The 18,545-nt window shown below is 49.9% G+C and carries 18 protein-coding genes; 14 read left to right on the top strand and 4 right to left on the bottom strand.

Going from position 1 to position 18,545, the window contains the following annotated elements; translation table 11 throughout:
• The first annotated feature begins 63 nt into the window (after window positions 1-63).
• The 11 genes from KB559_RS03090 to KB559_RS03045 all read left to right on the top strand — a co-directional run bounded on the left by KB559_RS03090 (window position 64) and on the right by KB559_RS03045 (window position 11,131).
• The gene (locus tag KB559_RS03090) at window positions 64-324 is read left to right on the top strand and encodes an IreB family regulatory phosphoprotein (RefSeq protein WP_211020266.1); all 261 of its coding nucleotides are present in this window, start codon (window positions 64-66) and stop codon (window positions 322-324) included.
• Window positions 325-332: 8 nt separating this feature from the next.
• Window positions 333-749: a Holliday junction resolvase RuvX gene (gene ruvX, locus KB559_RS03085; RefSeq protein ID WP_211020100.1), complete on the top strand. Its 417-nt coding sequence runs from the start codon at window positions 333-335 to the stop codon at window positions 747-749.
• Window positions 750-761: 12 nt separating this feature from the next.
• On the top strand, window positions 762-1,079 hold the full coding sequence (locus KB559_RS03080) for a DUF1292 domain-containing protein (RefSeq protein ID WP_211020099.1): 318 nt from the start codon (window positions 762-764) through the stop codon (window positions 1,077-1,079).
• Entirely contained in the window at window positions 1,066-1,374 is a 309-nt protein-coding gene (locus KB559_RS03075; RefSeq protein WP_247681511.1) for a DUF1292 domain-containing protein, read from the top strand. The genes KB559_RS03080 and KB559_RS03075 overlap by 14 nt, the downstream gene beginning before the upstream one ends.
• A gap of 168 nt (window positions 1,375-1,542) precedes the next feature.
• A complete protein-coding gene (mltG, locus tag KB559_RS03070) occupies window positions 1,543-2,595 on the top strand; it encodes an endolytic transglycosylase MltG (protein ID WP_211020097.1) in 1,053 nt (350 codons plus the stop codon).
• A gap of 14 nt (window positions 2,596-2,609) precedes the next feature.
• Window positions 2,610-3,542, top strand: coding sequence for a peptidase U32 family protein (locus KB559_RS03065; protein WP_211020096.1), 933 nt, complete (start codon window positions 2,610-2,612; stop codon window positions 3,540-3,542).
• Window positions 3,543-3,717: 175 nt separating this feature from the next.
• Entirely contained in the window at window positions 3,718-5,052 is a 1,335-nt protein-coding gene (locus KB559_RS03060; protein WP_211020095.1) for a peptidase U32 family protein, read from the top strand.
• A gap of 403 nt (window positions 5,053-5,455) precedes the next feature.
• Entirely contained in the window at window positions 5,456-7,630 is a 2,175-nt protein-coding gene (locus tag KB559_RS03055; RefSeq protein ID WP_211020094.1) for a methyl-accepting chemotaxis protein, read from the top strand.
• A gap of 115 nt (window positions 7,631-7,745) precedes the next feature.
• Complete coding sequence (locus KB559_RS25030; RefSeq protein ID WP_247681509.1) at window positions 7,746-7,943, top strand: hypothetical protein; 198 nt, start codon at window positions 7,746-7,748, stop codon at window positions 7,941-7,943.
• Window positions 7,936-9,567, top strand: a complete 1,632-nt coding sequence (locus tag KB559_RS03050) for a peptidoglycan D,D-transpeptidase FtsI family protein (RefSeq protein WP_247681508.1) — start codon at window positions 7,936-7,938, stop codon at window positions 9,565-9,567. The genes KB559_RS25030 and KB559_RS03050 overlap by 8 nt, the downstream gene beginning before the upstream one ends.
• 142 nt (window positions 9,568-9,709) lie before the next feature.
• Window positions 9,710-11,131, top strand: a complete 1,422-nt coding sequence (locus tag KB559_RS03045) for a polysaccharide deacetylase family protein (RefSeq protein ID WP_211020264.1) — start codon at window positions 9,710-9,712, stop codon at window positions 11,129-11,131.
• Window positions 11,132-11,216: 85 nt separating this feature from the next.
• Here the strand turns inward: KB559_RS03045 and ilvD are convergent, their stop codons facing one another.
• The 3 genes from ilvD to KB559_RS03030 all read right to left on the bottom strand — a co-directional run bounded on the left by ilvD (window position 11,217) and on the right by KB559_RS03030 (window position 14,518).
• Window positions 11,217-12,902 (bottom strand): dihydroxy-acid dehydratase, encoded by a 1,686-nt coding sequence (gene ilvD, locus KB559_RS03040; protein WP_211020092.1) that lies wholly within the window; start codon window positions 12,900-12,902, stop codon window positions 11,217-11,219.
• Window positions 12,903-13,072: 170 nt separating this feature from the next.
• Window positions 13,073-13,333, bottom strand: coding sequence for a KGG domain-containing protein (locus tag KB559_RS03035; RefSeq protein ID WP_211020091.1), 261 nt, complete (start codon window positions 13,331-13,333; stop codon window positions 13,073-13,075).
• Between the two features lie 144 nt (window positions 13,334-13,477).
• Window positions 13,478-14,518, bottom strand: a complete 1,041-nt coding sequence (locus KB559_RS03030; RefSeq protein ID WP_211020090.1) for an acyltransferase family protein — start codon at window positions 14,516-14,518, stop codon at window positions 13,478-13,480.
• Window positions 14,519-14,803: 285 nt separating this feature from the next.
• Here KB559_RS03030 and KB559_RS03025 point away from each other — a divergent pair, with 285 nt between their 5' ends.
• From KB559_RS03025 to mgrA, 3 genes are all read left to right on the top strand, one after another.
• Complete coding sequence (locus KB559_RS03025) at window positions 14,804-15,571, top strand: HAD family hydrolase (protein WP_211020089.1); 768 nt, start codon at window positions 14,804-14,806, stop codon at window positions 15,569-15,571.
• 26 nt (window positions 15,572-15,597) lie between these two features.
• Window positions 15,598-16,359, top strand: coding sequence for an NAD-dependent protein deacylase (locus KB559_RS03020; protein WP_211020088.1), 762 nt, complete (start codon window positions 15,598-15,600; stop codon window positions 16,357-16,359).
• A 111-nt stretch (window positions 16,360-16,470) separates the two neighbouring features.
• Window positions 16,471-17,478 (top strand): L-glyceraldehyde 3-phosphate reductase, encoded by a 1,008-nt coding sequence (mgrA, locus tag KB559_RS03015; RefSeq protein WP_211020262.1) that lies wholly within the window; start codon window positions 16,471-16,473, stop codon window positions 17,476-17,478.
• A 37-nt stretch (window positions 17,479-17,515) separates the two neighbouring features.
• Here mgrA and KB559_RS03010 read toward each other — a convergent pair whose 3' ends face one another.
• Window positions 17,516-18,397: an AraC family transcriptional regulator gene (locus KB559_RS03010; RefSeq protein WP_211020087.1), complete on the bottom strand. Its 882-nt coding sequence runs from the start codon at window positions 18,395-18,397 to the stop codon at window positions 17,516-17,518.
• Window positions 18,398-18,545: the final 148 nt, after the last annotated feature.

Raw genomic sequence — 18,545 nt, 5'->3', positions numbered from 1 at the left:
ATGATAGATAAAGACGAAATCAGCTGCGGGATTTCCGCAGGTCTGAAGAAGCGAGGTGTCATCATGGACTCCATGGATAAAACCGTCAAGTTCAACGTCACGGGCGATGAGCGGGAAGCGTCTGCGCAGGAAATTCTACTTGCGGTTTACGAGGCGCTCCAGGAGAAGGACTACAACCCGATTAACCAGATTGTAGGTTACTTGTTGTCCGGGGACCCGGCATATATTCCGCGCCACAATAATGCGAGAAGCATGGTTCGCAAGAAAGAGCGCGACGAACTGATTGAAGAGCTGGTCAGATATTATCTTGCCGGCCACCGTTAGGAGATAGGATGAAAATATTGGGTTTGGATTATGGGGACCGGCGGATCGGTGTGGCCGTTAGCGATGCTTTCGGCTGGACCGCCCAGGGTTTGACGGTGATCGAACGTCGACATGAAGGCGGCGATCTTGACCGCATCTCGGAATTGGTATCGGAGCATGGTGTGGAGGAAGTCGTTGTAGGGCTGCCGAAGAACATGAACGGTACCATCGGACCCCGCGGTGAGATTTGTATTGCCTTTGCCGAGGAACTGAAGACGATTCTTCAGATTCCCGTTCATTTATGGGATGAGCGTTTGACCACGGTATCCGCACATCGGACTCTGATCGAAGCGGATGTCAGTCGGAAAAAGCGCAAAGGGGTCGTTGATAAGATGGCCGCAAGCTTGATTTTGCAAAATTATTTGGACTCTAAGAGTCAAAGGTGAGGGTGATCGCACATGTCTAAAGATCGTATCGGCAATGAAGAAGAACCGGAAATTATTTATATTCCCGACGAAGAGGGCAACGAAGAAGAATTCGAAGTCATTATGAAATTCGAAGTCGACGGTTCGGACGCCAAGTATATGATGGTCGTTCCTCTGGATTCCGCTGAGAGTGAAGATGAAGAGAGCGAAGAAGTATACGCATTCCGTTACGAAGAAGACGGAGATGACCTGAAGCTATACACTATTGAGAGCGACGAAGAGTGGGAAATCGTTGAAGAGACGTTTAATACGCTGATCGACGAGTTCGACGGGGAGGATGACCGTGACTGATTATTCAGCGGATCAGGTGATCTGGACTTCCCGTGTCACCGACGCTTTTGGTCCTGTAGTTGAATTGCAGGATGACCAGGGCAAGGTATCTTATTACAACGTCGAGAAAGAATTCGATGTAGCCGGCGCTTCCTATGCTGTTCTTCGTTCGGAGAACGGTAATGAAGATGATGAGCCGGAGATTTTCAAAATTTTGACTGCTGCGGACGGTTCCCTGGAACTCGTTACCATTGATGATGACGATGAATGGGAAAATGTCTCTGAATTGTATGATGAATTAACCTTCCCGGAATAGACCGGGAAGGCATACCTATGGTAATATAGACCGGACTGAGAAGAGCGGGACAACCGCTCTTTTTGGATTGTTTAGAATCTATATTTTTCGGGAATTCCCGAGGTACAAACCATCGAATTAGACAATAGGGCAACACATTAATTCGAAGATTATAAAGGAGTTGAGCGGTTGAAGAGGGCGCTGAAATGGCTTATTTCGATCATTCTAATCATCGTTATCGCCGGTGCCGCCGGCGGGTTGTATGTATATAACGGAATGCAGCCCGTAAAGGCATCGGAGCAGCCTGTGAAATTTACGATCGAGCCTAGAACTGGAACGAACGGCATTGCCGAAATTTTAGAGGATCAAGGACTGATTAAAAATTCCTTTTTATTCCTTTCCTATTTGAAATGGAAATCCGAGGGGAGCCGTTTTCAAGCCGGTGTGTACGAGCTCAACCCAGGCGCGACTTATGAAGAGATTATCGCCAAGCTTAATAGCGGCGACGTAGTGAAAGCTGAAATGATCCGCTTTACGATTCCGGAGGGATTCACCGTGACTCAGATGGCGGACAAATTGGCTGAGCAAGGGATCGCGAATAAGGAAGTATTTTTGGATCTGGCAAAACAGGCAACAGGATTAAGCAATGCATTGCTTGCGGATCTTTCGGATAGTGACCAGCTCACTTTCAAGCTGGAGGGCTATTTGTTCCCTGAAACGTATGAACTGAAAAAAGGAAGCACGGAGACGGACATCGTACAGCGGATGTTTGAAGAAACAAGCAAGCGGCTGGATGAAATTCCGGATTTCCGCGAGAAGCTGGCCCAGCGGGGAATGAGCTTGAATGAACTTATGACCGTGGCTTCGCTGGTAGAACGCGAGGTGGTTGCGGATAACGAACGCTCGCTTGTGGCCGGCGTTATCTACAATCGTCTGGCTGAAGGAATGAAGCTGGAAATTGACGCTACGGTACAGTACTTATTGGGTAAGCCTAAAGAACGGTTGATGAATTCCGATTTGCGAAGCGTTGACAGCCCGTACAACACTTATCTTTATGAAGGACTTCCGCCGGGTCCCATTGCGGCGCCTAGTTTGAAATCGATTGAGGCGGCGCTTGAGCCGGAATCTTCGGAATATCTTTTTTATGTGACAAAAAAAGATGGCAGCGGAGAGCATCTGTTTGCCAAAACGTATAATGAACATTTGAAGAACATCAAGAAAAGCAAGGCTGCGGCCGAATAACTGAGGTGGATAACATGGGTAACAAACCGGAACTGCTCGTTCCCGCCGGATCCTTGAAGGAACTGGAGACTTATCTCGCGGCGGGAGCAGATGCGGTATTGATCGGAGAAGCGAAATACGGTATGCGTTTGCCGGGCGATTTTGCATTGACGGACATTGCTGAGGCTGTCGCATACGCGCATGAGCGTGAGGCCAAGGTCTACGTTAGTATCAATAAGCTGCTTCATAATGAACAATTGGAAGAACTTCGGCATTATGTAACCGAGCTCTCGAAGGCGGGCATCGACGGAATTCAATTCGGCGATCCGGCCGTACTTCAGACTGTCCGGGAAATCGCCCCGCAAATTTCGCTTCACTGGAACGCCGAGATGACTTCGACGAATTATTCCACAGCGAATTATTGGGGTACCAAAGGAGCGAGCCGTGTCGTACTCGCCCGCGAATTGAATATGGACGAGATTACAGAGATGCAGCCTGAGCTGAACATTGACTCGGAAGTACAAGTTCACGGGATGACCAATATTTATCATTCCAAGCGGCGCCTGGTTCACAGTTATATGACGCATCAGGGTCGGCCGGTCGATGGCGGAAGCCTGGACAAAGATCGCGGCTTATTCCTGGTCGAAGCGGAACGCCCTGATGAGAAGTTCCCGATTTACGAAGATGAAAACGGGACTCATATTATGAGTTCCGATGATATTTGCATTTTGGAAGACCTCCATCTGCTGATGGCTTCGGGGGTAGACAGCTTTAAAATCGAAACCTTGTTCAAGCCGTCCGCATACAACGAAACGGTGATCCGGATCTATCGCCAAGCGATCGATACCTATTTTCAGGACCCGGAGAATTACGAGTTTGACGAGGAATGGATGGAAAGCATCCGCCGGGTTCAGGATCCCGAGCGTGAGCTCTCTTTCGGCTTCTTCTACAAGGAACAGGTATATTAATTGATCTGTGCGGAGCGGGACGTTTGAATCTGGAAAAACAATAGTGTTCGCCTTTGCTGCCGAATTATTACCTTGTCTGATTTAATAAAATCAAATAATTCGGGCAGCAACAGCGATCGGAAGATCAAACGGCGTGCGTAGCATGCTTTTTATAAACATTAAGAGGTGAACGAAGATGCAAACAGCGGAGAAACACAGCCCGAAGTATACGGGGAAGCGGCACCGGTTAGAGAAACCGGAGCTGCTCGCTCCAGCGGGGAACCTCGAAAAACTGAAATTTGCGATTCATTACGGGGCGGATGCTGTATATATCGGAGGACAAAAATACGGCCTTCGTTCCAATGCCGACAACTTCAGTTTTGAGGAAATGCGCGAAGGGGTCGAGTTTGCCAAAAAGTACGGCGCCAAAGTATTCGTAGCAACCAATATCTATGCTCATAATGAGGACCTGGACGGGATCGAGGAATACCTGCGCAATTTATATGAGGCGGGAATTTCCGCCGTCATCGTTGCGGACCCGATCATCGTCGACACTGCCCGCCGGGCGGTACCGGGACTGGAAGTCCATCTCAGCACCCAGCAATCGACGGTAAATTGGCAGGCCGTGAAGTTTTGGAAAGAGGAAGGCTTGCCGCGGGTAGTTCTGGGCCGGGAGACGAGTCTTGAAGAAATCGAAGAGATCAAAAAACATGTCGACGTTGAAATCGAAGCATTCATCCATGGCGCGATGTGTTCCTCTTATTCCGGACGCTGCGTGCTGTCCAACCATTTTACGGACCGCGACTCCAACCGGGGCGGCTGCTGCCAGTCTTGCCGCTGGAAGTACGATTTGTTCGAGGACAGCCGTCCTGAGACAGCCTGGATTTCGGAAGAGGAAGCTATGGGAGATCCGGTGCTGCAACAATTCCAACTCGGCGTGACCCAACTGCCGTTGTTTGAGGAACAGGATAATGCTTTTACTATGGGCTCCAAAGATCTTTGCATGATCGAACATGTTCCCGATTTGATTGATGTAGGCGTGGACAGCTTCAAAATAGAAGGCCGAATGAAATCGATTCACTATGTCGCAACTGTGGTCAATGTTTACCGGCAAGCGATTGACTCCTATATGGCCGACCCGGACAACTATGTCTTGAAGCCCGAATGGGTCGAGGAGATTAACAAGGCGGCAAACCGGCCGTTGAACACCGGATTTTTCTATGATACCCCGGATCATGAGGATCACATTTACGAGCCCGAGGAAAAAGCGGCTCCTTATGATTTTGCCGGTCTGGTCATGGAATATGACGAGGCTACCGGCATGGCGGTTATCCAGCAACGCAACCATTTCAAACCGGGACAGGTAGTGGAGTTCTTCGGACCGGGCGGCACATTCTTCAAACAGGTCGTTGAACAGATTTGGGACGAAGAAGGCAATGAACTGGACGCGGCGCGTCATCCGCTGCAAAAAGTAAAAATCAAAGTTGACCAGCCTGTTTCCTACTTCGATATGATGCGCAAAAAGAAATAGGACTCCGTTAATAGCACCCCTGACCAAGTCAAAAACTTGGCAGGGGTTTTTGTTTTAATATGAAAATGTATAAATTCAGTTTGAAAAATCATCCATTCGAGAAGATTCAGACAGAAGGGATGTCCTGCGATAGTGGTTGAATTTCCCAGCTTTCTTGGGACTTTACTAGGAGAAACGTTTGCACAAAAAGCTCGCTTAGGACGAAAGGCCCTTTTTTGAGTTTCGCTGAATTTTTTAACCTAAAAATTTAAATTCAACCCTGCAATCTGCCGATATTAAAGAGGAAGTCGTCAATTAATGTCGAATGATGTAAGGTATATGGAAAGAAATTTCAGGTATTAAAGGCATGACCTCAAACCTAATTTGAGGGTGCGACGACTATTATGAGCGGTGGGTGATTGAAATGGGTCTGGTTCCGAAGAGGGAGAACCAAGAGAGCAACAACAAGGAAACCAAGAAAAAAGGCTTGGGGGCAGCAAAAGAAGGTGGGAAGAAATCCTTTGTCATGGGATTGAAGGACAAAACTGCATCATCTTTAAGTAATATGCTCCCCAACCAAATGAATCCCAGCAAATCGGTTGGTGTCCGATTATTTTTAATCTTTTTTGTTGCTATTATGTTTTTCGTTTTAACGATTGGTATTATTTCCTACCAAATGGCTAAAGGCACAATTCAGAAAAATGCTGAAAGCGCAAACTTGCAAACTATTGTTCAAACTTCACAAAAACTGGATATTGTGCTTAAAAAGTATGAAGAAAATCTTCAGCAAATGTTCCTGGATGACGAAATGCAATCTGCGATTATGGATGCTTCGCTATCCAACATTTCGGATTATGACCGTTTTACGGTAACCAACAAAATGAGAACGCGGCTGAATGGCCTGACCTTCAATACGAAGGGGATCCTTTCGGTCTATATGATCTCTCCGGACAATATCGTAGATGACGTAATTTCCGGAAACACGAACTTGACGTTCTTGGAATCGGTACGTACGCAACCTTGGTTTGATGAGGTCGCCAAAACCTCGAAAGTTATGTGGATGAACGTTCCGGAAGAGAAAAATTCAGGATCCTCCGTATTCCGGCTTGTAAGATCCGTTCAAAGCGTAAGCAGCATGAAACGATTTGTTCTCATAGCGGATATTAATCTGGAAGTGCTGAATGAATACTTAAAAGAATTGAACCTCGGGAAGGGCTCCGAAATTCAAATGTTGACTCCGGATAATGTGGTAGTCGGTTCTTCGATAGACGGCGAAGAGGGCAAACCTACGGGGATAGACATGAGTAAAGCCGAAGGCCCAACCAACAGCATTTTCACTAAAAATTCGGAAGGCAAATCGGTACTCGCGGTTTACAATACGCAGGAAACGTCAGGATGGAAGCTGGTAGGTACGGTTGCAACCGCAGAACTTGTCAAGGATGCTAACGGTATTTTGCTGACTACATATATTTCTGCAGCCGTAGTAGCTCTCATCACGATTCTTATTGCGATGTGGATGGTCCGCATGATTGCACATCCGCTGGGTAATTTGAGAAACCTTATGGAAGAAGGCGCGCGTGGTAACCTGAACGTGCGTATGGAAACGAAGGCCAAGGATGAAATCGGTCAGTTGACCGGCAGCTTTAACCTTATGATGGAGCATATCACCGAACTGGTAAAACAAACGAACAACTCCGCTAAGGACGTACTCGATACGGCTTCCGAGTTGACTCATGCGTCCAATAAAACGGCGCTTTCGGCGAAGGAAATCGCAGTTGCGACAGAGGAGATAGCTAACGGTGCGACAAGCCTTGCAAACGAAGCTGAACGCGGCAACACGCTGACGGAGAATATTTCCCGGCAAATGGAGCGGGTTATCCATGCTAACAAAGAGATGGAAGACTCTGCCCACCAGGTCGAGAAGTCGAGTCAATTGGGTACCGAATATTTGAACGGGCTGCTGGCAAAAACGAATATGACCGTTGAAATGATCAACGCTTTGACCGATAAAGTCGATTCGCTGAAAGCAAGCACGAATTCGGTTCTGAAGGTATTGGACGTCATGCAGAACATTACTCAGCAAACCAACATTCTGTCTCTGAACGCTACAATTGAAGCTGCCCGTGCCGGTGCAGCTGGGCGTGGATTTATGGTGGTCGCCGATGAAATCCGCCAGCTCGCTGATCAGTCGCGGCAATCGATTACGATGGTCGGACAAATTACGGACAACATTCAACAGGAGATGAATGAAACGGTTCAAGCTTTGTCGGATGCGAGCCCGCTGTTCCAGGAACAGATCAGCTCCGTTAAGGAAACCAGCCAAATCTTCGTTTCCGTTCAAGAGCAAATGGGTGGATTTATCCGCCATTTGGACACAGTTACGTCTTCTATTGATGAGCTGAACTCTTCTCAAAATGTCCTCTCGGAGGCGATGGGAAATGTCAGCGCCGTTGCTCAACAATCCTCGGCTACTTCCGAACAGGTTGCCTCGCTCAGCAGTGAGCAGCAGACCGTCGGAGAACAACTGGTTCAGTTGTCAAATAAGCTTGAGAATGTATCCAACGGATTAAAAGAATCCTTGTCCAAATTTACGGTATAACACAATAGAGATAATTTACCTAGAACCGCCTTGGTGTCCTGCCACGGCGGTTCTATTTGTCGTTATCTACACAAGTTGGACTTAAGAATGCGATGATGGCAAGATTGCCGGATGTGTGAACCCGCTTTTCCCAGGAAATAATGGGATAAAAGAAGTTGGGGGCGGAAGGGATGTCATTACTGCGCAAGAAACGCATATTCTATATTTTAATGGCTTTCACTTTGGTTACTGTGTTATTCGCGGCAAGATTAGCATGGATTCAGTGGACCTCAGCATATATACCTTTAACCGCATCGGGAAGAACCATGAATGAACTGGCAGTCAGACAGCGTGAGGAAGGCATACTTCTGGATCCGGGCCGCGGGCAATTCGTGGATCGAAACGGGCAACCGCTGACCGGCTTTACCCGTTGGAGACCTACTCTGTTCCCGGTCTCGGAGCTGCCGGACAAGGAACATCTGAATATTCTTGCTAATCGGCTCGGGACAACTTCGGACGAACTGAAAACCCTCTGGAGCAGCTTGAAGGTACCTCAACACTGGGATCGAGGTGGCCAAGATAAGAAAACGGAGTATGTAGAGACTTGGGCCGTGGCAGCTACCGATGGATTTGAAGTGCTGCCCTTCATGGATCGGTATCCAGGTGGGACAACCGGAAAGCAATGGCTTGGATATGTCGCTCAGCGACCCGACACGATAAAGAAAATCGGTAACCCGCGCTTATTCCCTTTGACTATGCAGGTAGGCGCCTCGGGGTTGGAAAGAACGCTGGATCGCTTTTTGCGGGGAACCGGAGGAACGCGCGCCTATTATTCGGTTGACGGGAAAAAGCGCCCCTTGCCAGGAATCGGAACTCGGGCGGAAGGGGCGTCAAATCGCTATTACCCGGTTCAAGTACGGACGACCGTCGACAACGGCATTCAAGAAAGGCTGGAATGGATCGTTGAACAAATGGATGTGCGCGAAGGAGCCGTTGTCGTGCTGGACGCTAAACAAGGCGATATTGTCTCTATGGTGTCCCGTCCCTTTTTTGACCCGGTCCATATCGACTTGGAGGAAGGAAATTGGAGCAACAGGGCTGTGAAGGCCGCGGCTCCAGGCTCGATATTTAAAACGGTAATTGCTGCGGCGGCCCTCGAAGAAGGCTTGACTCATCCTGGGGAAGTTTTTCATTGTTCCGGACATTACGGCAAATACGGATTATCGTGTTGGAAAAAGGAAGGGCACGGACACATTACGCTGGAGCAGGGATTTGCCCGGTCCTGTAATGTGGTATTCGCTACTTTGGGGGAGCGTCTATCTGCAGACAGTGTTGCCCGGGGAGCAGCCAAACTGGGCTTGAACCAGAAGGTGGGATGGAATGAATCGCATTTTATGGGCGGAGATGATTTGCATCAGCTTGATCAGGAAGAGAAGGGGACTGTGTTCAACCCGGCCGGAGTCGTCGATGGAGGCGCACTGGCTCAGACCGCCCTTGGTCAGCGCGATGTTACCGTAACGCCGCTCCAAGCGGCTAATCTGGTAGTTACGCTGCTGCATGACGGTCAGGTGACCTCTCCCCGCTTAGTCACTCAAATTCGATACAGGGATGAATCCGTCATGGCCAACTTTCCCGTTCATACCATCCGAGGGAACCAAGGGCAAATATCTGCACGGACCGCCCGATTGCTGCGGGAGTGGATGAGACTGGTCGTCACGGATGGAACCGGTCGCACTTTAGCACAAGCGAAGTGGCCGCTGGCAGGCAAATCGGGTACCGCCCAGACGAAAAAGGGCGGAAAGGCGATGAACCATCAATGGTTCATCGGGTACGGACCCGTTTCCAATCCGAAATATGCGGTTGCCGTACTGGTTCAAAATCGTCCGACCGGTTCCGAACATCAGGCTGCCGTTTTGTTCCGCAGAACGATGGATATGCTGGCCGAACAGGGATCATAGTCGCGCCGGACCTGGCAAAACATCCAGACTCTTTTCCAAAAAAATGACCCTACTCACGTGCTGTGTATGATAAAATAGTGGGGATGCTATGCTTTAGGGCATGACAAAGTCATTGATCATAGAAAAGTGGGGAAGAAGCGACATGGAGACTTTGCTGCTGTGGTTATTCTATATTTCATCGCTATATGCGTTCATACCTGGACTGATTACACGCATATTTGGCTTTCGGGTGTTCAGACGCGGGGTGAGCGATGATACATTTGCACTTACTTTTGACGATGGTCCAGATCCTGTTTATACCCCTAAATTGCTGGATTTGCTGAAGCGTTATGATGCCAAGGCAACCTTCTTCGTTGTCGGTTCCAATGCGGAGAAACATCCCGATTTGATTAAACGGATGCATGAGGAAGGCCATTTGATCGGAAGTCATAATTATGTGCATAAGACAAACTGGCTGATGGGACCTGCGGCCGTCAAGAAACAGATACAGAAAACAAGCAACATCATTCAGGAAGTAACAGGGCTCAAAACGAATTACTATCGTCCGCCATGGGGCATTGTGAACCTGTTTGATTTCGCGAAGCGGGATAATACGCAAATTGTGCTCTGGTCAGCGATGTTCAGTGACTGGCGCGAACGGATCGGCTCAGATCGCCTGACCGAGCGGATGATGAAGAAGCTTCGGGGCGGAGAAGTATTCCTGCTGCATGATTGCGGATCTACGCTGGGAGCCAACAGCGGCGCACCGGGCGAAATGCTGATCGCTTTGGACCGGATTCTGCAAGAGGCTGAGAAGAGAAATCTGAGAAGCATTCGGGTAGATGAATTGATTCGGACAAGCGAATCGGTGAAGCGGAATAAGAATCTGGCGAGTTCTGACGGGAAGGTTACACCGGTCGGTCCCAAGCGGTTGTCGTGGGCCAAACGATGCGTTGTTTTTTTGTGGTTGCTTTGGGAAAAAATATTCCACCTGTTGTTCCAGCTTCAAACGGCCAACAAGGAAGATCCGTTCTTGCATTTTCGAATCCGGCCTTATCACGGGGACCCTGTTGAAATGATCGGAGGAAACATGCTTCGCGGCGGAGACAAGGTCATGGAACTGCATTTTGACAATAAAAAGCTGTTTGAAATAGGTACGCGCTCCAAGTCTCCCGTACAGCTGGCCATCAAAATGGTTCGCAGCATGGAGAAGGAATTGCCGAAGCTGGCAAAGATCGTGGTGGACCATCACGAATTGCATGAGGTCAAAGCGCTGTACGGCGTAAGCATGATTAACCGCGGACCTGAACAGTTCGGCTTTACGGTGACCGATCTTCCGAAAGGCTGGTTTGCCAAGTCATCGCAATGGTACTTGAAATTTTTGCTTCGAGTCATTCATCCGGATGGAGGCTCCCGGTTAAAACAGTCCGCCGAGCATATGATTCCCAAGCTGATCGTAATGCCTGTGGATTATCTCGTCACACAGTATTTGACAGACGGTTCTCATCGGAAGATGGCCGGGAAACAGGAAAATGAAGTAGTGGAAGAAGAAGCGGTTTTAAGCGCGACGATTCCATGCCCATAGCACTTTTAAATCCATGATACAAAAAAGAAACCGTCCGGCAACTGCCCGGACGGTTTCTTCATGTATGTTGATTATCAAATGAATATTAGATCTTCAATACGCCGCCGGAGCTAGCGTTAGTAACGAGCTTGGAATAACGGGCAAGGTAGCCGGTTTTAACTTTTGGCTCGAAGCCTTTCCAGTTGGCGCGGCGGCGTGCCATTTCTTCGTCATCGACATGCAGTTCGATCTTCCGGTTGTTCAGATCCAATTCGATGATGTCACCATCTTCGACAAAGGCGATCGGTCCGCCTTCAGCTGCTTCCGGAGAAATATGTCCGATGCTGATGCCGCGGGAAGCGCCGGAGAAGCGTCCGTCTGTGATGAGGCCGACTTTGGCTCCAAGGCCCATACCGACGATTTGGGAAGTAGGAGCCAGCATTTCCGGCATACCCGGTCCGCCTTTTGGTCCTTCATAGCGGATGACCACTACGCTGCCTTCCTTCACCTTGCCGTTTGCGATGCCTTCAAGCGCTTGCTCCTGGGAATCGAAGCAGATGGCAGGGCCTTTATGATAGCCGCCGACCGAAGGATCTACGGCGCCGACTTTGATGACGGAACCTTCCGGAGCCAGGTTACCGTACAGAATGGCCAAGCCGCCTTTTTCCGAATGCGGCTTATCGATCGGATGGATGACGCTATGATCCAGAATCTCGCAGCCTTCCACGTTTTCGGCGATCGTTTTGCCTGTTACGGTGATGCGGTCTCCATAAATGGCTCCCGGCTTCTTGAGCAGCTCATGCAGCACGGCGCTTACGCCGCCGGCGCGGTGAACGTCCTCGATGAAAAGATCGGAGGCCGGTGCAAGCTTGGCGATATGAGGTACGCGGTTTGCTACTTCATTAATGCGCTCCAGCGGATAATCGATCCCCGCTTCCTGCGCCAAGGCGAGTGTGTGCAGCACCGTATTTGTGGAGCCGCCCATAGCCATGTCGAGTGCAAACGCGTTGTCGATCGATTCCTGGGTTACGATGTCGCGCGGCTTGAGGTCCAGCTTGATCAATTCCATCAACTGACGTGCGGATTGTCTTACGAAATCGCGGCGTTCTTCAGCCACCGCCAGGATCGTTCCGTTACCCGGCATAGCCAAGCCCAATGCTTCCGCCAGACAGTTCATGGAGTTAGCCGTGAACATACCGGAACAGGAGCCGCAAGTAGGACAACCGAATTGTTCAAGCTCGAGCAGATCATCATCGCTGATTTGTCCCGCTTGATGGGCGCCTACGCCTTCAAATACGGAAGTAAGCGAAAGCTTGCGGCCTTTGCTGTCTACGCCGGCCTTCATCGGTCCGCCGCTGACAAACACGGTCGGAATGTTGACGCGAAGTGCGCCCATCATCATTCCCGGCGTGATTTTGTCGCAGTTCGGGATGCAGACCATGCCGTCGAACCAGTGTGCGGAAACGACGGTTTCCAGGGAGTCGGCGATAATTTCCCGGCTCGGCAGGGAATAACGCATTCCGATGTGGCCCATGGCGATTCCGTCGTCCACACCGATCGTGTTGAACTCAAACGGTACGCCGCCGGCTTCGCGAATTGCTTCTTTGACGATTTTGCCGAACTCCTGCAGATGTACGTGTCCTGGCACGATATCGATATACGAGTTGCACACCGCGATAAACGGTTTGCCGAAATCTTCTTCCTTCACGCCTGCGGCCCGCAGTAAGCTGCGGTGAGGAGCGCGGTCGAAGCCTTTTTTGATCATGTCTGAACGCATTTTTTTTGCTGCCATGATGATTCACCCCACTAAAAGAATATATTGATTTTGGAACTTTACACCGCTAAAGGTTTTCTTTAAAGTCTATCATATGTATTCCGGTTTTTCTAGCAACGAAAAAAAGAAACCCCGGTGCTACCGGAGCTTCTTCTGCAAGGAAACCGGGTAAATAACCACGGCTTCCATTATTTGTTGTTATTATTGCGGGCTTCTCCGCCTTTTCGGCCAATCTCGCGGTAAAACTCCTTGTCATGCTTCTCCGAAGTGGCTTCTCCGCCCTTTTGGCCAATCTCTTGGTAGAATTCCTTGTCATGGTTGCGGGAGGTTGCTTCTCCGCCCTTTTGGCCGATCTCCTGATAAAATTCCTTACCGTGGTTTTTGGAGGTGGCTTGTCCTCCTAAACGGCCTGCTTCCTCACGGCTCATTTTACCCTTGCTCCGTGCCATGCTTATCAACTCCTTAGGTCGTTTTTGTCTTCCGTATGCTTTATTTACCACGGTCAGTTAGTTTGAAACCAATATTCGAAATAAAAAGCAAAAAAGCAAAAAGGACCTATATGGTCCTTTTTGTGTATTTTATATCAAAATTTGTTAATGATTGAATTGTCCGAGAGCTCTACGCTCCAATTCTACTACCCATTGAACCGGCGGTTCAATCGCCGGGGAGGTCCATTTACGGACAGCCGGCTGGCTGAGCAATACGGTCAGGATCACAGCTCCGGCAATCAGACCGAGGGTGGCCGCTCCCGTATGAATATAGTCATAGAGCGGAGAAGCCGCCGCCAGACGGATAATCAAGCCGTGAAGTAAAAAGACGTACAGCGTTCTGCGTCCGAAATCCGTCAGCCGACTCTCTTTTGCCGGAACAAAGGAAAGGAAGATGGCCCCGGCAAACAGCTGCAATAGGTACAAAGACAGTCGGATTAATCCGGCATACCATTCGTGATGATCGAGCTGCATATAAGTCATGTTTCCATATAACCAGCCGGGAATCAGATTGCCGCCTCCCAGGTAAAGCACAAGGAACAGTCCTGCCGACAGCATCATTCCGGTGACTCTAACCTTACGTGTAAGGAATTTCTCCAAAGCGGCAAAAGAAAAGTGATAGCCCGCTATGAAGAACGGGAGGAACACAAAGGTCCGGGAAAAGCTGAGCCAGGTTCCGTCCAATTGCAGATAGCCGACCAGTACGCCCAGAAGGACCGAGATGGCAATCTGTTGAAGCGGCGAACACTTGCGTAAGGAAAGCAGGACCAAACGCCAGCAGAAATGGCTGGCCAGGAACCAAAGAAGCAGGTAGGGTGCAAAGAACGAATGGTGAATATTTTTTACTTGAAATACGGTTATATCAAGCACGGAGTACAAGGTTTGAAAAATAATATACTGCATGCCGATCTGAAGCAGTACTTTGCGGCCGGCTTCCCCGGTGAGGCTGGATTTGGCAAAATACCCGGTTACAAATACGAACAGAGGCATATGAAAAGTGAAAATCCACATATAGAGCGAATGAATTCCATCCATCCGGCTAATTAGCGGTTCTATCGCATTGCCGATAAAGACGCATACGATGAGCAGAAAGCGCAGGTTGAGGAAAAAAGTCTCACCCCGTTGATTTAAATGTGTTGCCGACATGACGTTAAGCCCCTTCCCATGCAGCTTTCGCTACCCGTAAAGCAATAGCAGAGCAACAGCTGGAATATTAAAAATTTGAATTATTGTTCTCTTGTTTAAAAATACTCTCTTTGAAAGGGAAACCTTGTGATTATTATCACAATAGAAAACGCTCTCAGATGTCTTAGTTGTGACCAACTGATGAAACCTGCTCCATTGCGGTTTTGTCTCTTTGCTATGCACGGGGTACAATGAGGATACTATATAGAAAATTCAGGATTTTAGGCGATGCTTGGAGGTGCTTGAGTGCCAGTTGTACATATCGGGGATCATCCGGTTCCGTGCCGGGGGATTTTGTTCGATAAAGACGGAACCCTGCTCGATTTTATGGAGCTTTGGGGAGGTTGGGCGGAGACGCTGACCAAGCTGCTGGAAGGTCATCTTGCGGTATTGGGAGCTAAGTTGCCGGTCTCTGCGACAGGGCTGATGGGCTTACATTACGATAAGGCAGGACGTGCCGCAGGATATGACAGAACCGGCCCGCTTGCGATGGGGACGGAAGAAGAAGTCACCGCGATCTTGGCCTGGCAGCTTTATAATGCCGGAGTACCATGGAACGAAGCTGTAGTTCAAGTCCGCCAATTCAGCGCTTCGGCAATGGTAGAAGTTGAAAAACGGAAGAGCGCCCACCCGATGCCTGGTTTGGGCGGCTTCCTGGATTCCTGCCGCATTGCGGGAATACGACTCGGGGTAGTTACTTCCGACACGACACCCGAGGCTTTGAAGCATCTGGAATGGCTCGGCATCCTGGAATATTTCGATAGCGTGGTCGGCCGGGACAGGGTGATTAAAGGGAAACCTGATCCGGAGATGGCTTATTTGGCCATGCGCGAGCTGGGGATTACCCCGGAGGAGTGCGTGGTGATCGGAGACAGCAATGCGGATATGGCGATGGGGGTGCGGGCCGGTGCGGCACTGAGGCTCGGAATCGCGCCGGACGGCGATGGAGCCAGCTATCTGCTTGATGCTGACAAAATTATTACCGATTATACGGAGTTGAAGGCGACCCCATAAAAGGGGCCGGAAGGAGGACTTATACGATGGCAGGGATATCGCAGTCGAAAAGTGATATTTTGGCGGAATGGATTCAGGCAAGCAAGCGGATTGTATTCTTTGGGGGAGCAGGCGTCTCTACGGAGAGCGGGATACCCGATTTTCGTTCCGCCGCAGGGATCTATCAAATGGAAAAGGAATCGCCTTACTCCCCTGAGGAAATATTAAGCCGGAGTTTCTTTGATCGTCATCCGGAAGTATTCTTTGATTTCTACAAAACAAAGATGATTCATCCGGAAGCAAGGCCGAATCCGAGTCATTTCCTGCTGGCCGATTTGGAGAAGGAAGGCAAGCTCCAGGCCGTCGTGACGCAAAATATAGACGGTCTGCACCAAATGGCGGGCAGCAAGAACGTCCTGGAGCTTCATGGCTCGATACACCGCAACTCTTGCATGGACTGCGGCCGCTTCCATAGCTTGGACGAGGTGATGGGTAGTCCGGAGGTTGTTCCTCACTGCAAAGCGTGCGGCGGGGTCGTGAAGCCCGATGTCGTATTGTACGAAGAAAGCCTGGACGAGCGGGTCATCGGGGAGACGGTCAAGTCCATAGCGGAAGCGGACTTGCTGTTGATCGGCGGAACCTCGCTCACAGTTCAGCCTGCCGCATCCTTCATCACCTATTTCCGGGGAGAACGGACCGTTCTGCTCAATGCTTCCAGCACGGCCTTCGATCACAGAGCCGATCTTCACATCAAGGATCCGATCGGGAATGTGATGAAGGACGTCGGAGAGAAGCTTCGCGGGCTCTAAGTAGTCGAATTGTTTAAATAAGAAGCAAGAAAACGGTTTCTTGCCAAAGGCATTTGAACGAGCTATTATATTTTGCGAAGGCATTTCACATCAGGAAGGTTGGGAAACAAGATGGTCTATACCGCCAGCGATGATCGCTATGAAACTATGAAATATAACCGTGTAGGACGTTCCGGCTTGAAGCTGCCGGCCATTTCGCTCGGATTGTGGCATAACTTCGGAGGTGTGGATACCTTCGAAAACGGACGTGAAATGTTACGGCGTGCGTTTGATCTTGGAATCACTCATTTTGACCTGGCTAATAATTACGGGCCCCCTGCGGGTTCGGCCGAAGAAATGTTTGGACAGGTTTTAAAGAAAGACTTCGCTCCTTACCGGGATGAAATGGTGGTTTCCACCAAAGCCGGTTATTATATGTGGCCTGGACCATACGGAGAATGGGGGTCCCGCAAGTACCTGGTCTCCAGTCTGGACCAAAGCCTGAAGCGGATGGGCCTTGATTATGTGGATATTTTCTATTCGCATCGCCCCGATCCGGAGACTCCGCTGGAGGAAACCATGATGGCTCTGGATCATATCGTGCGCTCGGGAAAAGCGCTGTATGTGGGGATTTCCAGCTACTCTGCGGAACAGACCGCCGAGGCTGTTGCTATCCTGAAAGAATTGGGGACCCCGCTGCTCATTCATCAGCCAAGCTATTCCATGCTTGAACGCTGGATCGAGAACGGATTGCAGGACGTATTGGAAGAAAACGGTGTAGGCAGCATTGCTTTCTGCCCTCTCGCTCAAGGCTTGCTCACAAACAAATACCTGAACGGCATTCCGGACGATTCCCGGGCCAAGAGCGGCACAGGGTTTCTGAAAGAAGAACAGATCACGCCGGAAACGCTGCGGAAAGTCCGGGCGTTGAACCAAATGGCTGCGGCCCGCGGCCAAAGTCTGGCACAATTCGCGCTCGCTTGGGTGCTGCGCGGCGGCAGAGTGACCTCCGCCCTGATCGGTGCCAGCCGTGTCAGTCAGATCGAGGAGAATGTGCAGGCGCTCAGCAAGCTGGACTTCAGCGAAGAGGAACTGGCCCGCATCGAAACGATTTTGAATACGAATGGAGATCATCAATAATTAAGCGCATTAAGGGACACACCCCTATTATCCGGCATCATGGATGGATAGGGGTGTTTTTTAGATGAGGCTGCCCTGACGCGTTTTTCCGGTACGCGCTGGGGGACTCGCCGTGGAATCGGCGGAATTGGCGGGAGAAATACAAGGCGTCCGCCAAGCCGACGGAAGCAGCGATTTGCTCGATAGACAATTCAGGCCGCTCGCGGAGCAACTGACGCGATTTGTCGATTCTCAGCTTCAGCAGGTAGGTGACGGGCGTAAGCCCGGTTTCTTTTTTGAAAATTCTGGACAAATAGGCCCGGTTATACCCAAGGCTCGAACACATCTGTTCAATCGATAAAGGATGCGCATACTGGCTGGACATGTAGTGGATCATTTGTTTAACGATACGCTGCACACCTGTCTCGCCCGCCGGAAGCGCGGACTCCCTTACAAGCGTCTCCTCCGCATCTGCCATGATAAGATGCAGGTATCCGAGCGAAGCCAGATGAGAGCTGGGCTTTTTACTGCGAAAAGCTTGAAGGACCGTCTCCAGCAGTCCGGGAATCCGGCTGTCAGGGCCGGGTTGGAACACCGGAAGATGGGGCGTGAAGCCCGCCCGGGAGATGAGTTGGTGCGCTTTGTCTCCATTAAAGGCAATCCACCGGTAACGCCAAGGAGCGACCGTATCGGAAGCGTAGCTGACAAGCTGGTCCGGCTGGATCAGGAAACAATCGCCTTCACTGAGATCGTAATGGGCGAATTCGGTTTGAAAGCTGCCTTTGCCTTCCTCAACAAAATGAAGAAGAAAGTAATCATAGACTTTAGGGCCGAGACGGTGATCGGCCTGGGTCTGGCTTTCCCCGGCAAACAGCACATGCAGGTCGCTAACCTCATTAATTTCCGGATTGGCAGCCGCGCTATAAGTTTCATGAATCATAAGAGAGCCTTCCTTTCTGCAGGATGGTCACATTTATCCATATAATTCTCGCATAGATGCATTATCAAAAACAAGGCTGTTTTTTATACTAAGTGTAGAACTTAAGATTCCATGAAGATGGGGTGTACGTAAAATGAAAAAACAGGAA

Source organism: Paenibacillus sp. Marseille-P2973 (assembly GCF_018101095.1).
GTDB classification, from domain to species: Bacteria; Bacillota; Bacilli; order Paenibacillales; family Paenibacillaceae; genus Fontibacillus; species Fontibacillus vini.
The sequence above is the reverse complement of the archived record's forward strand: the minus strand, read 5'-3'. Positions and strand labels throughout refer to the sequence as shown.

What these genes read in the sequence shown, in the direction of transcription:
- KB559_RS03090 (WP_211020266.1), top strand. Translation starts at nt 64, where the DNA reads ATGGACTCCATGGATAAAACCGTCAAGTTCAACGTCACGGGCGATGAG.
- ruvX (WP_211020100.1), top strand. Translation starts at nt 333, where the DNA reads ATGAAAATATTGGGTTTGGATTATGGGGACCGGCGGATCGGTGTGGCC.
- KB559_RS03080 (WP_211020099.1), top strand. Translation starts at nt 762, where the DNA reads ATGTCTAAAGATCGTATCGGCAATGAAGAAGAACCGGAAATTATTTAT.
- KB559_RS03075 (WP_247681511.1), top strand. Translation starts at nt 1,066, where the DNA reads ATGACCGTGACTGATTATTCAGCGGATCAGGTGATCTGGACTTCCCGT.
- KB559_RS03065 (WP_211020096.1), top strand. Translation starts at nt 2,610, where the DNA reads ATGGGTAACAAACCGGAACTGCTCGTTCCCGCCGGATCCTTGAAGGAA.
- KB559_RS03060 (WP_211020095.1), top strand. Translation starts at nt 3,718, where the DNA reads ATGCAAACAGCGGAGAAACACAGCCCGAAGTATACGGGGAAGCGGCAC.
- KB559_RS03055 (WP_211020094.1), top strand. Translation starts at nt 5,456, where the DNA reads ATGGGTCTGGTTCCGAAGAGGGAGAACCAAGAGAGCAACAACAAGGAA.
- KB559_RS03050 (WP_247681508.1), top strand. Translation starts at nt 7,936, where the DNA reads ATGAATGAACTGGCAGTCAGACAGCGTGAGGAAGGCATACTTCTGGAT.
- KB559_RS03045 (WP_211020264.1), top strand. Translation starts at nt 9,710, where the DNA reads ATGGAGACTTTGCTGCTGTGGTTATTCTATATTTCATCGCTATATGCG.
- ilvD (WP_211020092.1), bottom strand. Translation starts at nt 12,902, where the DNA reads ATGGCAGCAAAAAAAATGCGTTCAGACATGATCAAAAAAGGCTTCGAC.
- KB559_RS03035 (WP_211020091.1), bottom strand. Translation starts at nt 13,333, where the DNA reads ATGGCACGGAGCAAGGGTAAAATGAGCCGTGAGGAAGCAGGCCGTTTA.
- KB559_RS03030 (WP_211020090.1), bottom strand. Translation starts at nt 14,518, where the DNA reads ATGTCGGCAACACATTTAAATCAACGGGGTGAGACTTTTTTCCTCAAC.
- KB559_RS03020 (WP_211020088.1), top strand. Translation starts at nt 15,598, where the DNA reads ATGGCAGGGATATCGCAGTCGAAAAGTGATATTTTGGCGGAATGGATT.
- mgrA (WP_211020262.1), top strand. Translation starts at nt 16,471, where the DNA reads ATGGTCTATACCGCCAGCGATGATCGCTATGAAACTATGAAATATAAC.
- KB559_RS03010 (WP_211020087.1), bottom strand. Translation starts at nt 18,397, where the DNA reads ATGATTCATGAAACTTATAGCGCGGCTGCCAATCCGGAAATTAATGAG.